Origin of the sequence: Nocardioides hwasunensis, assembly GCF_014779665.1 — a bacterium.
Taxonomy (GTDB): Bacteria; Actinomycetota; Actinomycetes; order Propionibacteriales; family Nocardioidaceae; genus Nocardioides; species Nocardioides hwasunensis.
On sequence record NZ_JACXYY010000001.1, the window covers coordinates 164,191 to 190,091 of the forward strand.

Below are 25,901 nucleotides of genomic sequence, written 5' to 3' on the forward strand. Positions count from 1 at the left end.
GCCTAGGCAGGGGAGTCGGTGCCCTCGCCGCTGGTCTCACCGTCGCCGTCCCCGGGGCCGTGCGTGGCCAGGCTCTCCAGGGCGCGCTGCGCGTGCCGGGTCTCGGCAGCGAAGTAGTCGAGCCCCCAGTCGGCCACCAGCGAGGGGAAGCGGAACGGCTCGCCGGGCTCGTCGGCGCCCCGGAGCATCTCGCGCACGCCGGTGAGGTCCTCCCTGGCCCGCGCCAGCTCGTCGACGTACTCGTGCAGCATCCGCCGCGTCTCGTCCGGCGCGGTGACGTGACCGATCAGGAGGCGCAGCAGCACGGTGTGCTTGAGGACCGGGAAACCCGCAGGGGTGTGGTCCATCCACGCGCGCAGCGCCGCCTGGCCCGCGTCGGTGATGGCGTACGTCGTGACCTCGCGGCCGCCGTCGTGCCGGGCACGGGCAGCCACCAGCTCGTGGTCGGTGAGCCGGCGCAGCTCGGTGTAGATCTGGCTCATCGCGGGTGCGACCCAGTAGAAGCGCAGCGTGATGTCGGCGCGCTGCTTGACCTCGTAGCCGGTCAGCTCGTCGCCGAACGTCAGCAGGCCGAGGATCGCGTATCCGGTCACCGGGATGTCTTGACTCATCTCCGCCGAAGAGTAGTGTTCCTAATCGGAATAGTCACGCAGGCGCGACGACGGGGGATCCGGTGGGACACGACCATGCGATCGAGGCCGTGGGGCTGGTCAAGCGGTTCGGCGACACGCTGGCGGTCGACGACGTCAGCTTCGAGGTGCCGCGAGGATCCGTGCTCGGGCTGCTCGGGCCCAACGGCGCCGGGAAGACGACCACCGTCCGGATGATGACGACGCTCACCCGGCCGACGCGCGGCACGGCGCGCGTGGCCGGCCACGACGTGCTCGAGGACCCGGCGGCCGTGCGCCGCTCGATGGGCCTGACCGGTCAGTCCGCCACGGTCGACGAGCTGCTCACGGGTCGGGAGAACCTGTGGCTCATCGGCAGCCTCTACGGGCTCGACCGGCGCACGATCGACCGGGTGTCCGAGGAGCTGCTCGAGCGGTTCTCGCTCACCGACGCCGCGGGGCGCGTGGTCAAGACGTACTCCGGGGGCATGCGCCGACGTCTCGACCTCGCGGTGAGTCTCGTCGCCACCCCGCCCGTGCTGTTCCTCGACGAGCCGACGACCGGCCTCGACCCGCGCAGCCGCGTCGAGCTCTGGGACGTGCTCCACGACCTGGTCGACGACGGCACGACGCTGCTGCTGACGACGCAGTACCTCGAGGAGGCCGACCAGCTCGCCGACGACATCGTCGTCATCGACCGCGGCACGATCATCGCCCACGGCACGCCGATGCAGCTCAAGGACGCCTCCGGCAAGGCCTCGCTCGTCGTCACCGTCTCGCGCGCCGAGGACCTCGCGGCCGCCGTCGAGCGGGTGCGGGGAGCCGGTCTCGAGGCCCACGTCGACGAGCCGGCACGCCGGATCACCGCCCCGGCCGAGGGACTGCACGACATCACCCGGATCGCTGCGATCTTCGACGGCAGTGGCATCGAGATCGACGACCTCGGGCTCCAGCGCCCCAGCCTCGACGACGTCTTCCTCAACCTCACCGGCCATCGCGCCGACGAGGACGCGGGCGCCGACATCGAGGACCAGTCCTCCTCGCCCGCGGAGGTGCGCGCATGAGCCAGACCAGCCCCACCACCCGCCGCGCCATCGAGCGCCCGGAGATCCGGCACACGTCGCTGTGGCACCAGTCGGTGACGATCTTCCGGCGCAACCTGATCCACATCAAGCGGATGCCGGAGATGCTCCTCGACGTCACCATCCAACCGGTGATGTTCGTGCTGCTCTTCGCCTACGTCTTCGGGGGTGCGATCGCGGTGGCGGCGCCCACCGGCTACCGCGAGTGGCTGCTCGGCGGGATCATGGGACAGACGATCGCGTTCGCCTCGTTCGTCGTCGCCATCGGTCTCACCGCCGACATCGACAAGGGGATCGTCGACCGGTTCCGGTCGTTGCCCATCAACCCGGCCGCGATCCTCGTGGGGCGCAGCATGTCGAGCATCACGCACTCGTTCATCGGCATCGTCGTGATGTCGCTGACCGGGCTGATCGTGGGCTGGCGGATCCGGGGCTCGGTCCTCGACGCGCTGGCGGCGTACGGCCTCCTGCTGCTGTGGGGCTTCGCGATGATCTGGGTCGGCATCCTCGTCGGCTCCTCGATGCGGTCGGTCGAGGCGGTCAACGGGGTCATGTTCACCACGATGTTCCCGCTGACTTTCCTCTCCAACGCGTTCGCGCCCTCGGAGGCCATGGGGCCGGTGCTGCGCGCCATCGCCGAATGGAACCCGATCTCCGCGCTCGTCCAGGCCGTGCGCGAGCTCTGGGGCAACACCGGCCCGGCGCCCGCCGATGCCCACCTGCCGCTCCAGCACCCGGTGCTGTTCACCGTCCTGTGGACCGTGGCGATCACCGCCGTGGTCGCACCGCTCGCGCTGAAGGTCTTCCGCAACCGCACGATGCAATGACCCGCTGCACGACACCCCACCCGCAACGATCCCCGAAGGAGATACCCATGTCGCGCACGTTGCTCATGGTCGGAACCCGCAAGGGCATGTGGCTCGGGACCTCGGACGAGGCCCGGACCTCCTGGGACTGGACCGGACCGCACTTCCCGATGGAAGAGGTCTACTCCGTCTTGATCGACCGGCGAGGACCGACGCCGCGGCTGCTCGCCGGGGCCTCGTCGAGCTGGCTCGGGCCCCAGGTGTGGCGCTCCGACGACCTGGGCACGACGTGGGACGGCACGCCCAACGGCGCGGCCCGCTTCCCCGAGGACACCGGCGCGTCCCTCGCCCGCGTCTGGCAGCTCCAGCCGGGCTTCGAGGACGACGTGGTGTGGGCGGGGACCGAGCCCGGGGCCGTGTTCCGCTCGACCGACCGCGGTGAGACGTTCTCGCTCGTCCGGAGCCTGTGGGACCACCCTCACCGTGCCGAGTGGGACGCGGGATTCGGCGGGCAGGCCTTCCACACGATCCTGCCCGATCCGCGCGACGGCGAGCACGTGCTCGCCGCGCTGTCGACCGGCGGGGTGTACGCCACCGCGGACGGCGGCGAGCACTGGGCGCCGTCCAACACCGGGGTGAAGGCCGAGTTCTTCCCGGGGGAGCGCAACTATCCCGAGTTCGGCCAGTGCGTGCACAAGGTGGCCCGTGACGCGGCCGACCCCGATCGCCTCTACCTCCAGAACCACGGCGGCGTCTACCGCTCCGACGACGGCGGATCGTCCTGGCAGGACATCGCTCCGGGCCTGCCGACCGAGTTCGGGTTCGCGATGGTGGCGCACCCGCACCGTGCGGACACGGCGTACAGCTTCCCGATCACCGGCGCGGAGGCCAGGTGGCCGGTCGACGGCAAGGCGCGCGTCTACCGCACCACCGACGCGGGCGCCTCGTGGGCGCCGCTGGGCGAGGGCGTGCTGCCCGACGGCTACTACACGGCCGTGATGCGCGACGCGATGTGCGTCGACGACCATGACCGCGTCGGTCTCTACTTCGGCGGTCGCAACGGCGGCGTGTGGGCCTCGCCCGACGAGGGCGAGTCCTGGCGCCAGGTGAACGAGAACCTCCCCGACGTACTCGTCGTCCGCGCCGCGCAGCTTCCCTGAGGTCTACGCTCGCCGCCATGGCCGACTTCTCGCTCTCCCGCAGCACCCGCGTCGCTGCTGGTCCCACGCAGGTCCACGCGCTCGTGGACGACTTCCGCGAGTGGCAGAAGTGGTCGCCGTGGGAGGGCGTCGACCCCGAGCTGCACCGCGAGTACGCCGGCCCCGACCACGGCGTCGGATCGACGTACCGCTGGTCGGGCAACAAGAAGGCCGGCGAGGGCCAGATGCGGATCACCGAGTCGACGCCGTCGGCCGTCGTCGTCGACCTGGAGTTCGTCAAGCCGTTCAAGGCCACGAACGTGACGACCTTCAGTCTCGCGCCGGCGGCCGGAGCCACCGATGTGACCGACGTGACCTGGACGATGACGGGTCGCCGCAACGCCGCGATGGGCGTCCTGGGCAAGCTCTTCCTCGACAAGGCCATCGGAGGCGACTTCGAGAAGGGGCTGGCCTCCCTCAAGCGGGAAGCCGAGCGCGCCTGACCCTCGGCTCCCTCGCCCCAGGAGCCTCGATGCCATCTGCCGCGGTCGCCGCCCGGGGCCTCGTTCGCATCCCCGTCGCCGACCCTCGGCCGTGAGTCTCTGAGCGACTCAACCGGTGGGCGCGGGTGTCGCACCGCGTCCTGCGCGATGAGTCTCTGAGGGACTCATGAGCCAGTGTCGGGGCGGGCGACGGTGGTGGCGCCGCCGGATCCGGTCGCGGAGGCTCCGGCCCCGAGCCGGGCCACGAATCGTCCACAGGGGTGGCTGACGGCACGTACGCCGGTGCGCTGTGGACAGGTTCGTTCCGGCGTCGGTGACTCGCTCTGGAATGGGCTGACGACATCGACCGGCGAGAGCGGGGGAGAGACATGGTCATCGACCGGGACGGCTTGATGGACACGCGGACGGGCACGCAGGGAGGCGCGCAGAAAGACGAGCTGACGGAGCGTCTCAGGGAGAGGTTCGACGACAAGCGCGCGCGGCGCGAGAGCAGGGTGCGGTGGCTCGAGAGTCGCTCGGAGTGGACCGATGACGAGTGGGCGTGGTTCTGCCTCGGGCCCTTCGGCGGGGAGATCCCGGGGATGGTGCGGCGGGTACGGCGGATCCTCGACGTGTCGCAACGAGGCCTGGCCGCGCTGCTGGGCGTGTCGCAGTCGGTGGTGGCGCGCTGGGAGACGGGGCGGACGAGTCCGCGCTCGAGCGTCATGGAGCGCCTCTTCGAGATGGCCGGGCTCGGCGCGCTGGTGGTCGACGAGAAGACGGGGGAGCAGGTCGAGCCGATGCGCAACGACGGTGTGCGCACGCGGTCGGGGAGCCGCTTCCCCGCGCACACGGACCCGCGGGTGAACGGCTGGCGCGTGCCACCGGGCGTGGTCTCGACGATGGCGGCCTACTACGCGTGGCAGGACACGTCGCGGGCGCGACGCGACCCGATGGTCCGCGCGCGCATCAGTCCGCACCTGCGCCGGATCGAGCGCTACGTCCGGGGCACGCCGGTCGACCATCCGTCCCTTACCCAGTGCGTGGCCGAGGCCCAGCACCAGGACGACCTGCGGGCGTCACGTCGGGCTGGGCGGCTGGCTGCCTGAGTCCCCGGGCGGACAGGCCGCGGCTCGGGCAGTCGGTGCGGGTCGGATGAGACAGCGTGACCCGTGCCCGGGACGGAGCACTAGCCTGAGGCGCATGACCGACGCATCCGACGCCCCCGACATCAAGCCCCGGAGCCGAGCCGTCACCGACGGCCTCGAGGCGACCGCCGCGCGAGGGATGCTCCGGGCGGTAGGCATGGGCGACGACGACTGGGCCAAGCCGCAGATCGGCGTCGCGTCGAGCTGGAACGAGATCACTCCCTGCAACCTGTCTCTCGACCGGCTCGCCAAGGCCGTGAAGAGCGGCGTGCACGCCGCAGGCGGGTATCCGCTGGAGTTCGGCACGATCTCGGTCTCCGACGGCATCTCCATGGGCCACGAGGGCATGCACTTCTCCCTCGTCAGCCGTGAGGTCATCGCGGACTCGGTGGAGACCGTGATGATGGCCGAGCGGCTCGACGGCTCGGTGCTGCTGGCCGGCTGTGACAAGTCGCTGCCGGGCATGCTGATGGCGGCGGCGCGGCTCGACCTGGCCAGCGTCTTCCTCTACGCCGGCACGATCATGCCCGGCCAGGTCGACGGCAAGGACGTGACGATCATCGACGCCTTCGAGGCCGTCGGCGCGTGCCTGGCGGGCAAGATCACCCGCGAGAAGGTCGACGAGATCGAGCGCGCGATCTGTCCGGGGGAGGGCGCCTGCGGCGGGGCGTACACCGCGAACACGATGGCCAGCGTCGCCGAGGCGCTGGGCATGTCGCTGCCCGGCAGCTCGAGCCCGCCGGCCGTGGACCGTCGCCGCGACGGGTTCGCCCACAAGTCCGGCGAGGCCGTGGTCGAGATGCTCCGCCAGGGCATCACCGCGCGCCAGATCATGACCCGCCCCGCCTTCGAGAACGCGATCGCGATGGCGATGGCCCTGGGCGGCTCGACCAACGCGGTGCTCCACCTGCTCGCGATCGCCCGCGAGGCCGAGGTCGACCTGACCCTCGACGACTTCACCCGGATCGGCCGGACGGTCCCGCACCTGGCCGACATGAAGCCGTTCGGCAAGTTCGTGTGGACCGACTTCGACCGTGTCGGCGGCATCCCCGTGCTGCTCAAGGCACTCCTCGACGCTGGTCACCTGCACGGCGACGTGCTGACCTGCACCGGCAAGACGATGGCCGAGAACCTCGCCGAGCTCGACCCCAAGCCGCTCGACGGCGTGATCCTGCGCGAGCTCGGCAAGCCCATCCACGCCACCGGCGGCCTGACGATCCTCAAGGGCTCGTTGGCCCCGGACGGTGCCGTGGTCAAGAGCGCCGGATTCGACGACTCCACGTTCACCGGCACCGCTCGGGTCTTCGACGGCGAGCGCAAGGCGCTCGACGCGTTGACCGAGGGCGCGATCAAGCCGGGCGACGTGGTGGTCATCCGCTACGAAGGTCCCAAGGGCGGTCCGGGCATGCGCGAGATGCTCGCCATCACCGGAGCGATCAAGGGCGCCGGCCTCGGCAAGGACGTCCTGCTCATCACGGACGGACGCTTCTCCGGCGGCACGACCGGACTCTGCGTCGGCCACATCGCCCCCGAGGCGAGCGACGGTGGACCGATCGCGTTCGTGCGCGACGGCGACCAGATCACTCTCGACGTGGCCAACATGACCCTCGACGTCCACGTCGACGAGGCCGAGCTCGCCCAGCGGGCGGTCGGATGGGAGCCGCTGCCGCCGAAGTACACCCGCGGCGTGCTCGGCAAGTACCGCAAGGTCGTCCAGTCGGCTGCCCACGGCGCTGTCTGCTACTGACGTACGCGGCGGCGGGGCCGGCGGATAGGTTGCCGTGGTGAACCTTGACACCGCTGCGCAGCTGGACGCCGCCGACCCCCTCGCGCACTTCCGCGAGCGGTTCGTCGGCGCCTCCACCGACCTCGTCTACTTCGACGGGAACTCCCTCGGCCGCCCCGTGGCGGCCGCTGCGGACCGGCTCCACGACTTCGTGCACCAGGAGTGGGGTGGTCGGCTCATCCGCGGTTGGGACGAGCGCTGGATGGACCTGCCCACGTCCCTCGGCGACGAGCTCGGACGGGTCGTCCTGGGGGCCGCCGCCGGCCAGATCGCCGTCGGTGACTCGACGACGGTGTGGCTCTACAAGCTCATGCGGGCCGCGGTCGACCACGCCGTGCGCACCGACCCGGGCCGCACCGAGATCGTCATCGACACCGACAACTTCCCCACCGACCGCTACGTCGCCGAGGGCATCGCCGCCGAACGCGGGCTGACGCTCCGCTGGATCGAGGTCGACACCTCCGCCGGCGTCACCCCCGACCAGCTGCGCGAGGCCGTCGGCGAGCGCACCGCCCTCGTCGTGCTCACCCACGTCGCCTATCGCTCGGCCTGGCTCGCGGACGGACCCGAGCTCACCCGGATCGCCCACGACGCCGGCGCCCTCGTGCTCTGGGACCTCTGCCACTCGGCGGGGTCGGTCGAGGTGGCGCTCGACGAGTGGGATGCCGACCTCGCCGTCGGCTGCTCCTACAAGTACCTCAACGGCGGACCCGGCTCGCCGGCCTTCGGCTACGTCAGGGCCCGCCTCCAGGACGACCTGACCCAGCCGATCCAGGGATGGATGGGCCATGCCGACCCGTTCCTCATGGGCCCCGGCTACACCCCGGCGCGGGGCATCCGCCGTTTCATCTCGGGCACTCCGCCGATCCTCGGCATGGTCGCCATGCAGGCGATGCTCGAGCTGGTCGAGGAGGCCGGCATCGAGAACATCCGCGCCAAGTCCGTCGCGCTGACGTCGTACGCCGTCGAGCTCGCCGAGGCGACGCTGCCCGAGGTCACCCTCGCGTCCCCGCGCGACCCTGCGCAGCGTGGCGGCCACGTCACGCTGCACCACGACCGGATGCGGGAGGTCACCGCGGCCCTGTGGGAGCGCGACGTCATCCCCGACTATCGCGACCCGGGAGGTCTGCGGATCGGCCTCTCGCCGCTGTCGACGTCGTTCGACGAGGTCGAGCGGGGCATGGCCGCCGTGGCGCAGTCCCTGACGGAGACGGCGCGATGACCCAGCAGCAGCTCCCCACGACCAACGAGCACGGTCAGCGTCTCGGCCGGCCCGTCGACTGGAGCGGCGCACGGCGCCCCGAGAGGATCGCCCTCCAGGGACAGGGCGTGCGACTCGAGCCGATCGGCCCCCAGCACGTGGACGACCTCGTCGCCAGCGTCTGCGGCGAGGACGACGACGCGCTGTGGACCTATCTCTTCTGGGATCGTCCGCGAGACCGCGCAGAGATGGCGGCGATCGTGGAGCGCGGCGCGGGCGACGAGGGTCAGGTGATGTACGCCATCGTGGCCGTCGAGACCGCTCGTGCGGTCGGCTTCTGCTCGCTGATGCGGCTCGACCCGGAGATGGGCTCCATCGAGATCGGCGGCATCGCCTTCGGGCGGCAGCTGCAGCGCAGTCGCGCCGCCACCGAGGCGATGGCGCTGCTGATGCGCCACGTGTTCGACGACCTCGGCTACCGGCGCTACGAGTGGAAGTGCGACAGCCTCAACGCCCCCTCGCGCAGGGCCGCCATCCGACTCGGGTTCATCTGGGAGGGGCGCTTCCGCAACGCCGTGGTCTACAAGGGCCGCAACCGCGACACCGACTGGTTCTCGATCACCGACCGCGAGTGGCCGCGGGTGCGACAGGCCCTCGACGACTGGCTCGACGAGCGCAACTTCGACGCGATGGGTCGCCAGCGCGTCCGCCTCGCGGCCCGACCGCCCGAGACGGACCCGAAGAAGGAGCAGTGAGATGGACCAGCGCGTCAGCTTCATCACCCTCGTCGTGACCGATCTCGAGGCGACCCGGAAGTTCTACGTCGAGGGGCTCGGCTGGGAGCCCGAGGTCGATGTCGTCGGCGAGGTGCTGATGTTCCGCGTGGCGGAGAAGGTCATCTTGAGCCTCTGGGTCGAGGGCGGGTTCGTCGCCGAGGTCGGGGAGGCGCCCGCGCGCGGTGGCGTACCCCCGATCACGCTGTCCCACAACCTTGCCACGACCCACGGCGTCGACACGGTGCTGGAGCAGGCCCGCGCCGCCGGTGCCCCGCACATCGGCGAGGCGAGCCAGCGGGAGTGGGGCGGCTACAGCGGCTACTTCTCCGACCCGGACGGCTTCCGGTGGGAAGTGGCCTACAACCCCCAGGAGATCGGGCAGTCTGTGCTCCCGTGAGCACCGACACGCAGACCGTCCCCGGGTGGGACGACTACTTCCTGGGCATCGCGGCGGCCGTGTCCGCACGCGCCAAGTGCACCCGACGACGCGTCGGCGCCGTCCTCACCATCGATCACCGCATCATCGCGACGGGCTACAACGGCGCCGCGCCCGGCGAGGACGACTGCCTGATGGGCGCCTGCCCACGCGGGATGCTCGGCTACGACGATGTCCCGGGGCTCGGTGACTACGACCGACCCGGGACGCCGGGGTTCTGCATCGCGATCCACGCCGAGGTCAACGCACTCCTCTTCGCGACCCGCGACACCAAGGGCGCCACCGCCTACATCACCGACCCACCGTGCCCGGGGTGCCGCAAGGCACTCGCCGCGGCCGGCGTCGTCCGCGCGGTCTGGCCCGAGGGCGAGCACGACCGCGAGGGCCTCACCGCGTGGAGTCGCTAGTCCGGTCCTCGGCCTGCTCTGCGTTCTCGGCCTGCTCGGACTGCTCGGCCTCGGCCTCGGCCCTGCGCCGGCGCCTCACCTCACCGCGGGCGATGAAGAAGGCGATCAGCACCGGGATGAGGAACTTGCGGACCGGCTCGGTCCAGGCCGGCAGCGACGGCAGGGAGATGTCCGGCCAGGGGATCGACGGCCAGGGGATCGACGGCAGGTGGACGTCGGGCCACGGGATCGACGGCAGGTTCGGCCACGGGATGGACGGCAGGTTCGGCCACGGGAGGTCGATGCTCGGCCAGGGCACGAGGGTCAGCAGCCAGATGAGCAGGATCGGCAGGCCGACCCCCGCAGCCGCGATCGCGGTCTGCCGCGCGGTGTGCAGGTGTGGGTGGCGTCCGATCCACTCGGCCCGTGCGGCGGCCCTCGAGCCCGCCTCCGGCTCGAGGTCGGTGCCCCCGAGGCCCGTGTGCGCCTCGGTCTCGGAGTCGTGCAGGGTGACCCGACGGGCCGGTCCCACCCAGCCGAACTTCAGGCGCACGGCGGCGGCCGCACCGTCCGGCGCGAGGACGATCGTCTCGTCGGAGGTCCTCTTCCGGCCCAGCTCGGCGCCGTCGCGCGACCACACGACCGTGCGCACCAGCGCGCCCTGCTGGACCTCGACGAGGTGGTCGTGGCCCCCGCGGGCCAGGTGCCAGCGTTCGGTCGTCCCCATGCGTGCAATACTAGAGCAGTCACTCCAGAAAAGGGAAGGCGACAGGTGGCTCGCACCGTAGACCCCGAGAAGCACGAGGCCAGGCGGCTGGTCATCATCGACGCCGCACTGACCTGCTTCGCGGCGACCGGCTACGCCGGCACCTCCACCGCCGCGATCTGCAAGCGCGCCGGGATCGGCTCGGGCACGTTCTTCCACTACTTCCCGACCAAGCAGTCGCTCCTGCTCGCGATCTTGGCCTACGGCACGGACGAGACGCGCGACTGGTTCGCCGTGCGGTCCGAGGACGAGGACCCGCTCTCGGTCGTCGAGGCCTACCTCGACCACACCGTCGACGAGATGTCCGACCCCCGGCTCGCCGGGTTCGTCCGTGCGGTCGGTGCCGTGATGGGGGAGCCCGACGTCGAGGCCGCGCTGGCTCTCGACACCCGGGTGCTGGAGGAGGGACTCGAGCCCTGGATCGCCCGCGCCCAGGCCGCTGACCAGGTGCGCGCCGACATCTCGGCGCACGACCTCACGGTGTGGCTCCTGGTCGTCCTCGACGGCTTCCTCGCCCGGCTCGCGGTCGACGCCGACTTCACCGCCGCGGCCCAGCAGGCCACCCTGCGCGACGTCGTACGCCGCATGCTGACGCCGTAGTGGACGTCAGTGCGGGCGGATCCAGATGAGCTCGTCGGCGTCCCACTTCTCGATCGCCACCGGCACCAGGCGCTCGACCGCTGCCGCCGCCGACCCCTGAGCGAGCTCGGCCGCGTGCGCGGCGCCGTAGTCCTGTCCGACCGCGTTGTTGTGCACGTCGATGCGGGAGTCCTTCACGGCGGGCGACCCGGCCTCCTGGGCCACGGCGATCGCCGCCGCCGCCTCACGGCCGATGCGCGCCGTCAGCACGGCCTGCCACAGGAAGTGACGCAGTGCGTTGGTGCGACCCGGCACGCCCGCACCGTGCACGGCCGCGGTCCTCAGCGCCGCCTGCGAGACGAGCAGCGCCGTCACCGCGCCCGAGGGGCCGACGCCGGCCCGGGTCGCGGCCGTCCAGAGCCGTGGCACCACGGTCGATGCGTGGATCGCCTGCTGCCCGAGGTCGCGGAGTCCCATGGGCACACAATTCCATGGACACGCGCTGACAGACTCGGCCCATGAGCCAGCCGCCCCTGCGCTTCCCACGTCCGGTCCGCCCCGGTGACCGCATCGGTGTGACCTCGCCGTCCGCCGGCGTCGCGGATGCCGCCGCGACGCGCATCGACTTCTGCGTCGAGTGGCTCCGCGCCCGCGGGTACGACGTCGTGGTGGGGGACTGCATGGACGGCGCGGGCCTCACCTCCGCGCCGGCGCGGGAGCGGGCGGCCGAGCTGACCCGGATGCTGGCCGACCCCGACATCCGCTGCGTCCTGCCGCCGTGGGGAGGCGAGACCGCCATCGACCTGGTGGACCTGGTCGACTGGGAGCGGCTCGCCGACGCCGATCCGACCTGGCTGGTCGGCTTCTCCGACCTCTCGACCGTGCTCGTGCCGGTGACCACCCGCCTGGGCTGGGCGAGCATCCACGGCGACAACCTCGCCGACACGCCGTACGCCGTCCCGGACGGCCTGCTGCACTGGCTCGACCTCGTCGGCGGCGAGGGACCGTTCGTCCAGCGCGGCTCCGGGCTGGTCACCGACTGGTGGCGCTTCGAGGAGGATCCGCGCGCCACCGAGTGGAAGCGCGTGGGCACGGGGGAGTGGGAGCTCGAGGGCGGCGGCGACCTCGACGTCACCGGGCGGCTGATCGGGGGCTGCGTCGAGACGATCGTGAACCTCGCCGGCACGCCGTACGGCGACGTGCGGGCGTGGGCGGAGACGTTCGACGAGCCCACGATCGTCTATGTCGAGGCGTGCGAGGAGCACGCGGTGAACATCTGCCGCTACCTCCACGGGATGCGGCTCGCCGGCTGGTTCGACCGTGCGGCGGCCGTACTGGTCGGCAGCACGGTCGCACCCGACCACCGCGACCTGACGCAGCGCGGTGCGGTCCTCGACGCCCTCGGGCGCCTGGGCCTCCCGATCGTGTGGGACCTCGAGATCGGGCACGTGCCGCCGCACCTGCCTCTGGTGAACGGCGCGCTCGCGCACGTCGTGGTCGACGGCGAGGTCCGGGAGATCACCCAGACCCTCGCCTGACGCGGTTGGCGAGGCGGGTGGGGCGGCGGGAGGGGTGGCAGCTGTCGGCGCACGGTGGCAGGGTCGGGTCCATGAGCGATGGTGCGACAGACCCGAAGGCGCGACTCAGCCACGACCAGATCCTCGAGGCCGGCCTCGACGACTGGCGCAAGGTGCTCAACCGGCTCCGGGCGCGTTTCCGCACGGGCGACTTCGCCACCGGCGTGGCGCTGGTCGACCGGATCGGTGCCGCCGCCGACGAGGCCGACCACCATCCCGAGGTCTCGCTGACCTATCCCGAGGTCATCGTGACGCTCAGCAGCCACGACGTCGGCGGCATCACCAGCCGCGACATCGACCTGGCCCGCACCATCAGCGGGTTCGCCGCCGAGCTCGGAGCCGAGGCCGACACCGCCGGGCTCACCGCGCTCGAGCCCGGCCTCGACTCGGCGGCCCCGCAGCACCTCGGAGCGTTCTACGCCGCCCTGCTCGGCGGCGAGGTCAGCGACGGCGGCGAGCCGGTGGACCCGAGCGGGCAGGTGCCCGGCCTGTGGTTCCAGAAGGGCGAGCGCGGCGCGTCCGACCTGCCGGCGCAGGACCACGAGCAGCGCTGGCACCTCGACGTCTGGGTGCCGCATGACGAGGGGGAGCGACGCCTGGCCGCCGTGCTCGCCGCCGGTGGGACGCTGGTCAGCGACGCCGAGGCGCCGGCGTTCTGGGTGGTGGAGGACGCCGACGGCAACCGCTCCTGCATCTGCACCCCGCTCGACCGAGGCTGAGGACCCGTGACCGACGACGCGACGCCCCTGACGTTCTCCCAGGTCCAGGCCGAGGAGGGGCTGGACGACTGGCGGATGATGTTCCAGACCCTCGAGGCGCGGTTCGTCGTCGGCGGCTTCGCGCGCGGACTGGAGCTGGCCGGCCGCATCGGCCAGGTCGCGGAGGAGATCGGCCATCCTCCCGAGCTGGACCTGCGGTCCACCACGGTGCACGTGCGGGTGATCAGCCGCGACGTCTTCGGCGTCACCCGGCGCGACCTCGAGCTGGCGCGCGGGATCAGCGCGGCCGCGGAGGCGCTGGGCCTGCGGGCCGACCCGACCGGCATCGAGGTCGTCGAGCTGGCCCTGGACACGCCCGACCACGCCGAGGTCAAGCCGTTCTGGCGCGCGGTCCTGGGCTACCAGGACCACCCGCTCCACGACCGCGAGGTCCGCGACCTGGCCGGCACCGGCCCGGCGCTGTGGTTCCAGCACACCGACCCGCACGACGTGCCGCGGCAGCGGTTCCACCTCGACGTCCGGGTCCCGCCCGAGCTGGTGCGTCCGAGGATCGAGGCCGCGCTCGCCGCCGGCGGGAGGCTGGTGAGCGAGGAGCACGCGCCGGCGTTCGTCGTGCTGGCCGACCCGCAGGGCAACCAGGCCTGCCTCACGACGGGCCTCGGTCGCGACTGAGTGCTGCGGCCGCCACATCGCGAGACTCGCGTTCCAGATGTTGGGACGACTGTCACACTGGCTTGACGCCGAACCACCCCGGCGGCGACGGTTGTCGCATGCGCACCGAGATCATTCTTCTTGTACGCACGCGACGCGTGAGCTGAGGTCACTCGACCGAACGCACGCGCGTCACCCCTCGTCGCCCACCGGGCCGAGGGGTTTTTTGTTGGGCAGAGCACGACCAGACCGGAAGAAGACGGACACACAACCATGACGGAGCAGGGCGGGCAGGTCACCGGGGCGCAGAGCCTCGTGACGTCACTGGAGGCGGCCGGCGTCACCGACATCTTCGGCATCCCGGGTGGAGCGATCCTCCCGGCGTACGACCCGTTGATGGACTCCACGCGGATCCGGCACATCCTGGTGCGCCACGAGCAGGGCGCCGGACACGCCGCCCAGGGCTACGCCGCCGCGACGGGCAAGGTCGGCGTGTGCATGGCGACCTCCGGCCCCGGGGCGACCAACCTCGTCACGCCGCTGGCCGACGCGCACATGGACTCGGTGCCGATGGTGGCCGTGACCGGCCAGGTCAGCGCCGCGATGATCGGGACCGACGCCTTCCAGGAGGCGGACATCCGCGGCATCACGATGCCCGTCACCAAGCACAACTTCCTGGTCACCGACCCCCGCGACATCCCGCACACGATCGCGGAGGCGTTCCACATCGCCTCCACCGGACGCCCCGGACCGGTGCTGGTCGACGTCGCGAAGTCGGCCCTCCAGTCGATGACGAGCTTCGAGTGGCCGAGCGAGCTGCACCTGCCCGGCTACCGTCCCGTCACCACGCCTCACGCCAAGCAGATCAAGGAGGCCGTGCGCCTCATCAAGGACGCCCGGCGCCCGGTGCTCTACGTCGGCGGCGGCGTGATCCGCGCCGACGCCTCGCGCGAGCTGGCCCAGCTGGCCGCGCTGACCGGCATCCCGGTCGTCACCACCCTGATGGCACGCGGCGCGTTCCCCGACAGCCACCCGCAGCACCTCGGCATGCCCGGCATGCACGGCACGGTGGCCGCCGTCGCCGGGCTGCAGAAGAGCGACCTGATCATCAGTCTCGGCGCCCGCTTCGACGACCGCGTGACCGGCAACCTCGACTCGTTCGCACCCCAGGCGCTGGTCATCCACGCCGACATCGACCCGGCCGAGATCGGCAAGAACCGCCACGCGGACGTGCCGATCGTCGGCGACTGCAAGGAGGTCATCGCCCAGCTGGTGTCCCTGCTGCAGGCGGAGGGCGCCGACGGCGACTACGAGGCGTGGGTCGCCTTCCTGGCGGGTGTGAAGAAGAGCTACCCGCTCGGCTACGACACGCCCGCCGACGGCTCCCTCGCCCCGCAGTACGTCCTCGAGCGGCTCGGCCAGATCGCCGGGCCGGACTCGATCTACGTCGCGGGCGTCGGCCAGCACCAGATGTGGTCGGCCCACTTCGTCGGCTACGAGAACCCGCGCACCTGGATCAACTCCGGTGGCCTCGGCACGATGGGCTTCTCGGTGCCCGCCGCGATGGGCGCCAAGGTCGGCATGCCGGACTCCACCGTCTGGGCGATCGACGGCGACGGCTGCTTCCAGATGACCAACCAGGAGCTGGCCACCTGCGCGATCAACGACATCCCGATCAAGGTCGCGATCATCAACAACGAGTCGCTCGGCATGGTGCGGCAGTGGCAGACCCTCTTCTACAACGAGCGCTACTCCAACACCGACCTGCACTCCAAGCGGATCCCCGACTTCGTCAAGCTCGCCGACGCCTACGGGTGCGTGGGCCTGGCGTGCGAGTCGCCCGACGAGGTCGACGCCACCATCGAGAAGGCCATGGCGATCGACGACCAGCCGGTCGTGGTCGACTTCCGGGTGCACCGCGACGCGATGGTGTGGCCGATGGTCGCCGCTGGCTCGAGCAACGACGAGATCAAGTACGCGCGCGACCTCGCGCCCCAGTTCGACGAGGACGACATCTAGTGGATGAGCGAAGCGAGACCACCATCAAGCACAGTGCCGCCGGAGCCTCGTCGGCGCCCGGAGCGAAGCGAGGACGTCGATGAGCAGCGCCGACTCCAGCAAGCACACGCTGAGCGTCCTGGTCGAGAACAAGCCGGGTGTGCTGGCGCGCATCGCGAGCCTGTTCTCGCGCCGCGGCTTCAACATCGACAGCCTCGCGGTGGGGCCGACCGAGCACCCCGAGGTCTCGCGGATGACCATCGTGGTCAACGTCGACGACTCCCCGCTCGAGCAGGTCACCAAGCAGCTCAACAAGCTCGTCGAGGTCATCAAGATCGTCGAGCTCGACGGCCCCGGCTCGGTCAACCGCGAGCTGCTGCTGGTCAAGGTCCGTGCGGACGCGACCAGCCGCGGCGCGGTGCTCGACGCGGTGCAGCTGTTCCGTGCCAAGGTCGTCGACGTCGCGCCCGACGCGGTGACGATCCAGATCGTCGGCAACGCGGGCAAGATCGCCGACTTCCTCCGGGTGCTCGAGCCGTTCGGCATCCGCGAGCTGGTGCAGTCCGGGATGGTCGCCATCGGCCGCGGCTCACGCTCCATCAGCGAGCGCTCGCAGCGTCCGGTCGCCGTGCCCGCCCCGGCATCCGCCATCGTCCCCTGACCCACCAGTCCAGACCCGAGAAAAGCAAACCGAAGGAGAGCCCCCAGTGGCTGAGATGTTCTACGACGACGACGCCGACCTGAGCCTGATCCAGGGCAAGAACGTCGCGGTGATCGGCTACGGCAGCCAGGGCCACGCCCACGCGCTGTCGCTGCGCGACTCCGGCGTCGACGTGCGAATCGGCCTGCAGCCGGGCTCGAAGAGCCGCGACAAGGCCGAGGCCGAGGGCCTGCGCGTCATCACCCCCCGCGAGGCCGCGGAGGAGGCCGACCTGATCGTGATCCTCGCGCCCGACCAGCACCAGCGCAAGCTCTACGCCGAGGAGATCGAGCCCGCGCTCACCCCCGGTGACACCCTGGTCTTCGGCCACGGCTTCAACATCCGCTTCGGCTACATCACCCCGCCCGAGGGCGTCGACGTCTTCATGGTCGCGCCCAAGGGCCCCGGCCACCTCGTGCGTCGCGAGTACGTCGACGGACGTGGCGTGCCGGTCCTGGTCGCGGTGGAGAAGGACGCGTCGGGCAACGCCTGGCCGCTCGCGCTCTCCTACGCCAAGGCCATCGGCGGCCTGCGCGCCGGCGGCATCAAGACCACGTTCACCGAGGAGACCGAGACCGACCTCTTCGGCGAGCAGGCCGTCCTCTGCGGTGGCGCCTCGCAGCTGGTGATGTACGGCTTCGAGACCCTGATCGAGGCCGGCTACCAGCCCGAGGTGGCGTACTTCGAGTGCCTCCACGAGCTCAAGCTCATCGTCGACCTGATGTACGAGGGCGGCATCGCCAAGCAGCGCTGGTCGGTCTCCGACACGGCCGAGTTCGGCGACTACGTCTCCGGTCCGCGCGTCATCGACGAGCGCGTCAAGGAGAACATGCAGGCCGTCCTCGCCGACATCAAGAGCGGTGCGTTCGCCGAGCGCTTCATCACCGACATGGACAACGGCTCCCCGGAGTTCACCGAGTTCCGCAAGCGGGGTGAGTCGCACCCCATCGAGCAGACCGGTCGCGAGCTGCGCAAGCTCATGGCCTGGGTGAAGTCGCACGACTCCGACTACACCGAGGGCACCTCCGCCCGCTGACCCGGCACCTGGTCCTCGATGCGCGAGCGCGGCCCTCCCCGAGGAGGGAAGGCCGCGCTCGTCGTACGTCTTCAGGTTAGGCTTGCCTAATGCCCGCCCTGCCCCAGGTCCCGATGCGTGTCCACCGCGCCGAGGTCGTCCGCGTCGAGGAGCTGACCCCGTGGCTGCGCCGGGTGGTGCTCGGCGGTGCCGGCCTCGCCGACTTCGAGAGCACCGGGGTCGGCGACGAGTACCTCCGCGTGATGTTCCCCGCCGAGGGCGCGACCGAACCCGACCTGCCCGTCGTCGAGGACGGCGTCTTCGACTTCGCCCAGGTCGACCTCGCGCTGCTGCGCACCTACACCGTGCGCGCACACGACCCGGTCGCCGGGGAGGTCACCATCGACTTCGTCGTCCACGAGGGCGGCGTCGCCTCGACCTGGGCGCGCGGCGCGAAGCCCGGCGACGTGGTCGGCCTCAACAGCCCCACCGCGATGTACGACGCCCCGGCGGACATGACCTGGCAGGTCCTCGCCGCCGACGCGGCCGCCCTGCCCGCCCTGGCGAGGATCATCGAGAACACTCCCGCCGAGGTCCGCACCCGCGTCGTCCTCGAGCTGCCCGACGAGCAGTCCGGCGTGCCGCTGCCCGAGCACCCCGGCCTCGACGTCGTACGCATCGTGGCCGGCAACGGTCACGGTCCCAGCCGGCTCCCCGACGTCGTGCGGTCGCTGACCCGCCCCGATGGCCCGGGCTACGTCTGGGTGGCGGGGGAGAGCAAGGCGCTGCGCGGCGTCCGCAGGCACCTGCGCCACGTGCTCGGCCTCCCGGCGGTCGCCTACAAGTCCGTCGGCTACTGGATCGAGGACGCCGAGAAGTGGCGGGAGGACTACGAGGCGCTCGACGCGGACACCAGGGCATCTCTCGACGCACTGTGGGCGTCGGGTCGTGACGAGGAGGAGATCGAGGACGAGTACGACGAGCGGCTGACGGCCCTCGGACTCTGACGTTCCTCGACCCAAAGTATTAGGACTGCCTAACCTTAGGTGTAGTCTCATCGGCTGTGCTGGCGAACTACCTGATCGGGCTGCGCGAGGGCCTCGAGGCGGCCCTCGTGGTGAGCATCCTCGTGGCCTACCTCGTCAAGACCGACCGCCGCCACCTGCTCCCACGGATCTGGGCCGGCGTCGCTCTGGCCGTGGCCGTGAGCCTGGCGTTCGGAGCAGTGCTGACCTACGGCCCGCGTGGGCTGACCTTCGAGGCGCAGGAGCTGATCGGGGGCACCCTCTCGATCGTCGCGGTCGGGTTCGTCACCTGGATGATCTTCTGGATGGCCCGCGCCGCGCGCAGCCTCAGCGGTGAGCTGCGGGGCAGGATCGACGAGGCGGCCGACGGCTCCCGGTGGTCGCTGGTCGTCGTCGCGGTCCTGGCCGTGGGCCGTGAGGGCCTCGAGACGGCGCTGTTCCTCTGGGCGGCCACCCAGGCCGGCACCCGCGCCACCGGCATCTCCACGCCGACCTGGGAGCCGCTCGCCGGGGCCGCGCTCGGCATCGCCACCGCGGTCCTGCTCGGCTACCTGATCTTCCGCGGCGCGATCAGCATCAACCTGACGAAGTTCTTCACCTGGACCGGCGCCTTCCTGATCCTGGTCGCCGCGGGCGTGCTCGCCTACGGCGTGCACGACCTGCAGGAGGCCCGGTTCCTGCCCGGGCTCGGCACCCTCGCCTTCGACGTCTCCGACACGATCGACGTCAACAGCTGGTACGGGACCCTCCTCAAGGGCGTCTTCAACTTCTCCCCGGCGACCACCGTGCTCGAGGCAGCGGCGTGGCTGCTCTACGCGGTGCCGGTGATGACGATGTTCGTCCTCACCATCCGCCGTCGTCCAGCGGCGCCGCCGGCCAAGCGTCCGGGTGAGGCGCCCGTGTCGACCACCCCCGCGGCCTGACCACACCGACCTCCCCCGACCTAGACAGTCCTCACGAAAGCGACACCTCCATGCGCACGACGACCCTGGTCGCACCGATGACCGTGCTCCTGCTCGCGACACCGTTCCTCGCCGCCTGCACCGAGAACGCCGACGCCGGTGACTCCGCGGGCGGCGCCACGACCGACGCCCGCAAGCTCACCGTCGACTCCTCCTCCGACGCCTGCACGCTCTCGGCGACCGAGGCGCCGGCCGGCACGCTCACCTTCGACGTCACCAACTCCGGCGACCAGGTCACCGAGTTCTACCTGCTCGGCGAGGACGGCCTGCGCATCGTGGCCGAGGTGGAGAACGTCGGTCCGAGCATCAGCCGGGCGCTGACGGTCAATGCGCCGGCCGGGTCGTACGTCACCGCCTGCAAGCCGGGCATGACCGGCGAGGGCATCCGCGCCGACTTCACCGTGACCGCGTCCGACGAGGAGCCCGCGGTCAGCGAGGACGAGGCACAGCTCGTCGACGACGCGCAGAAGAACTACGCCGCCTACGTCCAGGACCAGTCGGCCCAGCTGTTGGAGAAGACGAAGGAGTTCGTCGAGGACTACAAGGCCGGCGACGACGAGGCCGCGCGTGCGCTCTACCCGGTCGCGCGCACCCACTGGGAGCGCATCGAGACCGTGGCGGAGTCCTTCGGCGACCTCGACCCGATGATGGACGCCCGCGAGGCCGACCTCGAGCCCGGCCAGGAGTGGACCGGCTGGCACCTGATCGAGAAGGACCTCTGGCCCCAGCGTGCCGAGGACTACACGCCGCTCACCGACCAGGAGCGCGCCACCTACGCCGACGACCTGCTCGCCAACACCGAGGACCTCGACGGCCGTGTGCAGGACCTGACCTACACCGTCGACTCCATCGCCAACGGCTCGCGCGGCCTGCTCGAGGAGGTCGCCACCGGCAAGGTCACCGGTGAGGAGGAGTACTGGTCGCGCACCGACCTGTGGGACTTCCAGGCCAACGTCGACGGCGCCCGGGTGGGCTTCGAAGGTGTCGAGCCCATCGTCGAGCAGAAGGACCCCGCGCTCGCCGAGCAGCTCACCACTCGCTTCGCCGACCTGCAGAAGCTCCTCGACGAGCAGAGGAGGGGGGAGGGGTTCGTCTCCTACGACGACCTGACCCCTGCCCAGGTCAAGGGACTCTCCGACGCGGTCAACGCGCTCTCCGAGCCGCTGTCGCGCCTCACCGCGGCGGTGCTGTCCTGACCGGGACGCCGAACCCCCAGCCCGGCAGGAACCTCACCCGACGAGGCCTGCTGGGCGGGAGCGTCGCCGTGGCCGGGGTCGCGGGGGCGTACGTCGCCGGGCGCGCCACCGCGGACGCGGCGACGCCGGCGGTGAGCGACGGCGCCCGCTCGGCGACATACCCCTTCCGAGGCGAGCACCAGGCCGGGATCGTCACGCCGGCGCAGGACCGGCTGCACTTCGCCGCGTTCGACGTGGTCACCGACTCGCGCGACGACCTCGTCGACCTGCTCCAGAGGTGGACCGTCGCCGCCGAGCAGATGAGCACCGGCGAGCCGACCGGCACCGGTGCCGTCGACGGCGACGTCTACCTGCCACCCGACGACACGGGCGAGGCGCTCGACCTCCCCGCGAGCGGGCTGACGATCACCTTCGGCTTCGGACCCTCGCTCTTCCGGGACGCCGACGGCCAGGACCGCTTCGGCATCGCCGACCGACTGCCGAGCGCGCTGCGCGACCTGCCGCACTTCCCCGGCGACGTGCTCGACCCGGAGCGCTCGGGCGGCGACCTGTGCATCCAGGCGTGCGCCGACGACCCGCAGGTGGCCGTGCACGCGGTGCGCAACCTCGCGCGCATGGGGTTCGGCACGGTCAGCGTCCGCTGGTCGCAGCTCGGCTTCGGGCGTACGTCGACGACCTCGACCTCGCAGTCGACCCCGCGCAACCTCTTCGGCTTCAAGGACGGCACGGCCAACGTCAAGGCCGAGGAGACCGCCGCGCTCGACGAGCACGTCTGGGTCGGGTCCGGCGACGACGACGCCGCCGGCTGGCTCGCCGGCGGCTCCTACCTCGTCGCCCGGCGGATCAACATGAACATCGAGATCTGGGACCGGCAGCCGCTCGGCGACCAGGAGTCCTTCGTCGGCCGCACCAAGGGCACCGGCGCGCCGCTCTCGGGCGGCGAGGAGATGACCGAGCCCGACTTCTCGATGCCCGGCAGCAACGACCAACCCGTCATCCCGGTCGACTCCCACGTGCGCGTCGTGCACCCGGACATGAACGGCGGCGTGCGGATGCTGCGTCGCGGCTACAACTTCGTCGACGGCTCCAACGCGCTCGGAGGCCTCGACGCCGGGCTGTTCTTCATCGCCTACGTCCGCGACCCCGACACCCACTTCATCCCTGTGCAGCTGGCGATGTCGAAGACCGACGCGCTCGCGGAGTACCTCAGGTTCACCGGCTCCGCGCTCTTCGCGGTGCCGCCCGGCATCGGCCCGGGGGAGCACGTCGGCCAGGCGCTGTTCGCCTGACGCACGGCCCGGGCGGATGGCACCATGCGTCGCATGCCGGTGCTGTCGCTCGTGTATCCCTGGCCCGCCCAGCATCGTGCCGATCGGCCGACGGACGATGATCCGGTGGTCGACGTCGCGATCCGCGCGTGCCGGTCGGTGGCCGCGCTCTACAGCGAGGCGCTCCGTGAGGTGGCGATCCCGCACCGGACCACCGAGCTGCGACTCGTGACAGCCCGCACCGAGCAGCGAGACGGCGTGCACGGATCGGTCCACGTCGACCCGCTGTCGGAGGGCTGGGAGTCCGGGACCGTCTTCGTCCCGGAATCGTTCGTGGACCACACGCCTCGCGCTCGCGCGGAGGCGCTGCTCGAGGTCGTGCACGGCATGGTCCTCCGACTCGGTGAGGCCCGGGGCTGGGACGCCTCGCTGCTGGAGAAGTGCCGCCAGCACGTCGTCGACCGCGACCTCGAGCACCGCTGGACCGCTCCTGCGAAGACCTCTCCGGGCCGTCGCCACGAAGCCCGCGCCGAGTTCCGGATGATGCCGGACGGCTACGGCCGGGCCCGGCTCGTCATCGTGCGCACGCTGGACGGCGCCGAGGTCGCCACCTCCGGCGAAGCGCTGGCGTACTGCACACCACAGGGCTTCCTGCGCGCCGCGAAGACGCTCAGGTGGCACGGCAAGGACCGGGTGGCCATGACGCCGTACGGCTCAGCGCCGGCCTGGAGCGGCGGGGAGGTGTCACTGACGAGGTCCGGTGACGCCTGGACGAGCACCGTGGTCGACCGCTACGACGTACGGCCCGTGCCCGGTGGCGACCCGACACTCGCTCCGCTCGAGGTGAGCGTCGTCGGTCGCGGGGAGACGGCCGACGAAGCCCCGCCGCGGGCCACCTTCGTCGGCGGCGGTCCGATCCAGACGCCGACGATCAGGCGTTTCCACGAGGTGTTCAGCCAGGACATGGGCCGCATCCAGTCACCTGCGGGCCAGTCCTGGTGGTCGGAAGCGGGGCTGCGGGTCCTGGAGGTCCAGGTCGCCTACCAGGCCTCGCGCACGCGGGTGCGCGGCCGGGTGACGGGCCGGCGGCTCGGTGTGTTCGTCGACGTGGCCGACGAGACGCTGGACGAGCGCGACCACGTCCAGCTCTCCCGGCAGCTGACCGAGGACGTGATCGGGCTCGCGCGGCGTCGCACCGGTCTGGGAGAGCACCCGGAGCTGGCACCGGACTGAGTGGTCCGCCACGCGTGCGGTGCTTCCTCCCGGGCCCGAGGTGCGCGACGATTCCCGTATGAGCGACACAGCGACCCCGTCGGGCCTCGAGCAGACCCGTCGACTCGGCGTCGAGACCACCGGCATCGAGATCATCGAGGAGTCCGAGCGCACCGCGCGCCCGCAGGACCTGTTCTGGCCGTGGTTCGCGGCCAACGTGTCGGTCTTCGGGCTGAGCTATGCCTCGTTCGTCCTCTACTTCGGCATCTCGTTCTGGCAGGGCGTGCTCGTCTCGGTCCTCGGCATCGTGGTGTCGTTCGCGCTCTGCGGCGTCATCGCCATCGCCGGCAAGCGCGGCTCCGCGCCGACGATGATCCTCAGCCGGGCGGCGTTCGGCGTGAAGGGCCAGAAGGTGCCCGGGGTCATCTCGTGGTTGGTCTCGATCGGCTGGGAGACGTTCCTCGCGATCCTCGCCGTGCTCGCCACCTCGACCGTGTTCACCCGGCTCGGCTGGGGCGGCGGCAACGGGACGAAGGTGATCGCCGCCGTCGTCGTCGCGGCGTTGATCGTCTCGGCCAGCGTCGCGGGCTACCACATCATCATGCGGATGCAGTCGATCCTGACCTGGATCACCGGCGCCGTGACCGTGCTCTACATCGTGCTCACGCTCAAGGACATCGACTGGTCGGCCGTGCAGGCCGTCCCCGCCGGGTCGACGCAGGCCGTCATCGGCGCGCTCGTCATGGTCATGACCGGCTTCGGCCTGGGCTGGATCAACATCGCCGCCGACTGGTCGCGCTACCAGAAGCGCACCGCGTCCGGACCGTCGATCGTCGCCTGGAACACCTTCGGCGGTGCCCTCGCGCCCGTCGTGCTCGTGCTCTACGGTCTGGCGCTGGCGGGCTCCTCGACCGACATCCTCGACGGCGTCGCGGGAGACCCGATCGGCACGCTGGCCACCCTGCTGCCGACGTGGTTCCTCGTGCCGTTCCTGCTGGCCGCGATCCTGTCGCTGGTCAGCGGCGCGGTGCTCGGCATCTACTCCTCCGGCCTGACCCTGCTCTCGCTCGGCGTACGACTCAAGCGCCCGCAGGCCGCGGCGGTCGACGGGGTGCTGCTCACGATCGGCACGATCTACGTCGTCTTCGTCGCCGACAACTTCATCAACCCGTTCCAGAGCTTCCTGATCACGCTCGGCGTGCCGCTGGCGGCCTGGGCCGGGATCATGATCTCCGACCTCGCGCTGCGCCGGCGCGACTACGACGAGGACGCCCTCTTCGACGCCGGCGGACGCTACGGCGACGTCGACTGGACCTCCATCGGCACCATGGCCGTCGCCTCCGTCGTCGGATGGGGCCTGGTGATCAACCTCTTCACCGACGACGCGTCGTGGAACAACTGGCAGGGCTACCTCCTCGGCCCGCTCGGCCTCGGTGGCAAGGACGGCATCTGGGCCTCGGCCAACATCGGCGTGCTCGTCGCCCTGCTGATCGGTCTCGTCGGCGGCTACCTCCTGCGCCGGTCCACCGTCCAGCGCCAGGAGTCCTGAGCCGGGCTGACGCGCCCCGACACGCCCGGACTGCGGGTTGAGTCTCTGGGCGACTCATGGCCCAGTGTCGCCGGGAACACCCCGCGCGGCCGCGCTGTTGAGGCCGGCGTGAAGATCGAGATCTGGTCCGACGTCGTCTGCCCGTGGTGCTACATCGGCAAGCGTCGCATCGAGAACGCCCTGGCCGAGTTCGCGCACGCCGACGAGGTGGAGGTGCACTGGCGCTCCTACCAGCTCGACCCCGGCGCACCCGTCGTGCCGACCGAGAAGACCGGCGCCATGCTGGCCCGCAAGTACGGCCAGTCGCCCGACGGCGCGAAGCAGATGCAGGACCGGGTCGAGGCCGTCGCGGCCGAGGAGGGCCTGGTCTACCGGCTCTCCGAGACCATGCACCTCAACACCGTGGACGCCCACCGCGTGATCCACCTCGCCCACGAGCAGGGCGGCAACGAGCTGCAGGGCGAGGTGAAGGAGGCCCTGCTGAAGGCGTACTTCACCGAGGCGCGCAACGTCGCCGACCACGAGGTGCTGCGTGAGGTCGCGGTCGCCGCCGGTCTCGACGCGGCGAGGGTCGACGAGGTGCTCGCCGGCAGCGAGTTCACCGCGCACGTGTACGCCGACGTCGAGCAGGCACAGGCCTATGGCGCGACGGGCGTGCCGTTCTTCGTGATCGACGAGAAGTACGGCGTCTCCGGCGCGCAGCCGACCGAGGTGTTCAGCCAGGTGCTGGAGAAGGCGTGGTCGGAGTCGCGCCCGAAGATCGAGGTCCTCGCGACCGGCGCCGACAGCGGCGAGGAGTGCGGCCCGGACGGCTGCGCCATCTGACGACCGCGC

At 71.2% G+C, this 25,901-nt stretch carries 26 protein-coding genes and 1 pseudogene; 24 read left to right on the forward strand and 3 right to left on the reverse strand.

The features are described from left to right. Positions 1–2 precede the first annotated feature (2 nt). Positions 3–611: a PadR family transcriptional regulator gene (locus IEZ25_RS00845; protein ID WP_191197511.1), complete on the reverse strand. Its 609-nt coding sequence runs from the start codon at positions 609–611 to the stop codon at positions 3–5. A 62-nt stretch (positions 612–673) separates the two neighbouring features. On the opposite strand from IEZ25_RS00845, the gene IEZ25_RS00850 reads away from it, so the two are divergent. The 10 genes from IEZ25_RS00850 to IEZ25_RS00895 all read left to right on the forward strand — a co-directional run bounded on the left by IEZ25_RS00850 (position 674) and on the right by IEZ25_RS00895 (position 9,871). After that, a complete protein-coding gene (locus tag IEZ25_RS00850; protein WP_191197512.1) occupies positions 674–1,672 on the forward strand; it encodes an ATP-binding cassette domain-containing protein in 999 nt (332 codons plus the stop codon). Beyond that, positions 1,669–2,517 carry an ABC transporter permease gene (locus tag IEZ25_RS00855; protein WP_191197513.1) on the forward strand — a complete coding sequence of 283 codons (849 nt, stop codon included), beginning with the start codon at positions 1,669–1,671 and terminating at the stop codon, positions 2,515–2,517. Before IEZ25_RS00850 ends, IEZ25_RS00855 begins: the two co-directional genes overlap by 4 nt. 47 nt (positions 2,518–2,564) lie before the next feature. Further along, positions 2,565–3,656, forward strand: a complete 1,092-nt coding sequence (locus tag IEZ25_RS00860) for a WD40/YVTN/BNR-like repeat-containing protein (protein ID WP_191197514.1) — start codon at positions 2,565–2,567, stop codon at positions 3,654–3,656. A 17-nt stretch (positions 3,657–3,673) separates the two neighbouring features. Then, complete coding sequence (locus IEZ25_RS00865) at positions 3,674–4,138, forward strand: SRPBCC family protein (RefSeq protein WP_191197515.1); 465 nt, start codon at positions 3,674–3,676, stop codon at positions 4,136–4,138. A gap of 392 nt (positions 4,139–4,530) precedes the next feature. Then, the gene (locus tag IEZ25_RS00870; RefSeq protein WP_191197516.1) at positions 4,531–5,226 is read left to right on the forward strand and encodes a helix-turn-helix domain-containing protein; all 696 of its coding nucleotides are present in this window, start codon (positions 4,531–4,533) and stop codon (positions 5,224–5,226) included. Positions 5,227–5,320: 94 nt separating this feature from the next. After that, entirely contained in the window at positions 5,321–7,012 is a 1,692-nt protein-coding gene (gene ilvD / locus IEZ25_RS00875) for a dihydroxy-acid dehydratase (protein ID WP_191197517.1), read from the forward strand. Positions 7,013–7,049: 37 nt separating this feature from the next. Then, a complete protein-coding gene (kynU, locus tag IEZ25_RS00880) occupies positions 7,050–8,273 on the forward strand; it encodes a kynureninase (protein ID WP_318151967.1) in 1,224 nt (407 codons plus the stop codon). Next, positions 8,270–9,007, forward strand: a complete 738-nt coding sequence (locus IEZ25_RS00885) for a GNAT family N-acetyltransferase (protein ID WP_191197519.1) — start codon at positions 8,270–8,272, stop codon at positions 9,005–9,007. The genes kynU and IEZ25_RS00885 overlap by 4 nt, the downstream gene beginning before the upstream one ends. Position 9,008: 1 nt before the next feature. Then, positions 9,009–9,425 (forward strand): VOC family protein, encoded by a 417-nt coding sequence (locus IEZ25_RS00890; RefSeq protein WP_191197520.1) that lies wholly within the window; start codon positions 9,009–9,011, stop codon positions 9,423–9,425. Then, the gene (locus IEZ25_RS00895) at positions 9,422–9,871 is read left to right on the forward strand and encodes a deoxycytidylate deaminase (protein WP_191197521.1); all 450 of its coding nucleotides are present in this window, start codon (positions 9,422–9,424) and stop codon (positions 9,869–9,871) included. The genes IEZ25_RS00890 and IEZ25_RS00895 overlap by 4 nt, the downstream gene beginning before the upstream one ends. On the opposite strand, the gene IEZ25_RS00900 is transcribed toward IEZ25_RS00895, so the two are convergent. Next, positions 9,852–10,577: a hypothetical protein gene (locus IEZ25_RS00900; RefSeq protein ID WP_191197522.1), complete on the reverse strand. Its 726-nt coding sequence runs from the start codon at positions 10,575–10,577 to the stop codon at positions 9,852–9,854. The two genes, IEZ25_RS00895 and IEZ25_RS00900, sit on opposite strands and share 20 nt — an antisense overlap. Before the next feature lie 45 nt (positions 10,578–10,622). On the opposite strand from IEZ25_RS00900, the gene IEZ25_RS00905 reads away from it, so the two are divergent. Beyond that, complete coding sequence (locus IEZ25_RS00905) at positions 10,623–11,216, forward strand: TetR/AcrR family transcriptional regulator (RefSeq protein WP_318151968.1); 594 nt, start codon at positions 10,623–10,625, stop codon at positions 11,214–11,216. A 6-nt stretch (positions 11,217–11,222) separates the two neighbouring features. Here the strand turns inward: IEZ25_RS00905 and IEZ25_RS00910 are convergent, their stop codons facing one another. Continuing rightward, entirely contained in the window at positions 11,223–11,672 is a 450-nt protein-coding gene (locus tag IEZ25_RS00910) for a DUF6973 domain-containing protein (RefSeq protein ID WP_191197523.1), read from the reverse strand. 41 nt (positions 11,673–11,713) lie between these two features. Here IEZ25_RS00910 and IEZ25_RS00915 point away from each other — a divergent pair, with 41 nt between their 5' ends. The 13 genes and pseudogenes from IEZ25_RS00915 (at position 11,714) to IEZ25_RS00975 (ending at position 25,892) form a co-directional block, all read left to right on the forward strand. Continuing rightward, positions 11,714–12,733, forward strand: coding sequence for a S66 family peptidase (locus tag IEZ25_RS00915; protein ID WP_191197524.1), 1,020 nt, complete (start codon positions 11,714–11,716; stop codon positions 12,731–12,733). Positions 12,734–12,804: 71 nt separating this feature from the next. Next, on the forward strand, positions 12,805–13,491 hold the full coding sequence (locus IEZ25_RS00920; protein WP_191197525.1) for a 4a-hydroxytetrahydrobiopterin dehydratase: 687 nt from the start codon (positions 12,805–12,807) through the stop codon (positions 13,489–13,491). 6 nt (positions 13,492–13,497) lie between these two features. Continuing rightward, a complete protein-coding gene (locus IEZ25_RS00925; RefSeq protein WP_318151969.1) occupies positions 13,498–14,163 on the forward strand; it encodes a VOC family protein in 666 nt (221 codons plus the stop codon). 234 nt (positions 14,164–14,397) lie between these two features. Further along, positions 14,398–16,161, forward strand: a pseudogene (locus IEZ25_RS00930) (acetolactate synthase large subunit); the annotation flags it as partial. A 79-nt stretch (positions 16,162–16,240) separates the two neighbouring features. Then, positions 16,241–16,801: an acetolactate synthase small subunit gene (ilvN, locus tag IEZ25_RS00935; protein ID WP_191197527.1), complete on the forward strand. Its 561-nt coding sequence runs from the start codon at positions 16,241–16,243 to the stop codon at positions 16,799–16,801. 46 nt (positions 16,802–16,847) lie between these two features. Further along, the gene (gene ilvC, locus IEZ25_RS00940; protein ID WP_318151970.1) at positions 16,848–17,876 is read left to right on the forward strand and encodes a ketol-acid reductoisomerase; all 1,029 of its coding nucleotides are present in this window, start codon (positions 16,848–16,850) and stop codon (positions 17,874–17,876) included. Positions 17,877–17,965: 89 nt separating this feature from the next. Further along, complete coding sequence (locus IEZ25_RS00945; RefSeq protein ID WP_224748255.1) at positions 17,966–18,862, forward strand: siderophore-interacting protein; 897 nt, start codon at positions 17,966–17,968, stop codon at positions 18,860–18,862. A 56-nt stretch (positions 18,863–18,918) separates the two neighbouring features. Continuing rightward, positions 18,919–19,803, forward strand: coding sequence for an iron uptake transporter permease EfeU (gene efeU, locus IEZ25_RS00950; protein WP_191197528.1), 885 nt, complete (start codon positions 18,919–18,921; stop codon positions 19,801–19,803). A 50-nt stretch (positions 19,804–19,853) separates the two neighbouring features. After that, a complete protein-coding gene (gene efeO, locus IEZ25_RS00955; RefSeq protein WP_224748256.1) occupies positions 19,854–21,038 on the forward strand; it encodes an iron uptake system protein EfeO in 1,185 nt (394 codons plus the stop codon). Continuing rightward, on the forward strand, positions 21,035–22,327 hold the full coding sequence (gene efeB, locus IEZ25_RS00960) for an iron uptake transporter deferrochelatase/peroxidase subunit (RefSeq protein WP_191198079.1): 1,293 nt from the start codon (positions 21,035–21,037) through the stop codon (positions 22,325–22,327). The genes efeO and efeB overlap by 4 nt, the downstream gene beginning before the upstream one ends. Before the next feature lie 24 nt (positions 22,328–22,351). Continuing rightward, positions 22,352–23,539 carry a hypothetical protein gene (locus IEZ25_RS00965; protein ID WP_191197529.1) on the forward strand — a complete coding sequence of 396 codons (1,188 nt, stop codon included), beginning with the start codon at positions 22,352–22,354 and terminating at the stop codon, positions 23,537–23,539. Between the two features lie 58 nt (positions 23,540–23,597). Beyond that, positions 23,598–25,067, forward strand: a complete 1,470-nt coding sequence (locus tag IEZ25_RS00970) for a purine-cytosine permease family protein (protein WP_191197530.1) — start codon at positions 23,598–23,600, stop codon at positions 25,065–25,067. Positions 25,068–25,175: 108 nt separating this feature from the next. Beyond that, positions 25,176–25,892 (forward strand): DsbA family oxidoreductase, encoded by a 717-nt coding sequence (locus IEZ25_RS00975; protein ID WP_191197531.1) that lies wholly within the window; start codon positions 25,176–25,178, stop codon positions 25,890–25,892. Positions 25,893–25,901: the final 9 nt, after the last annotated feature.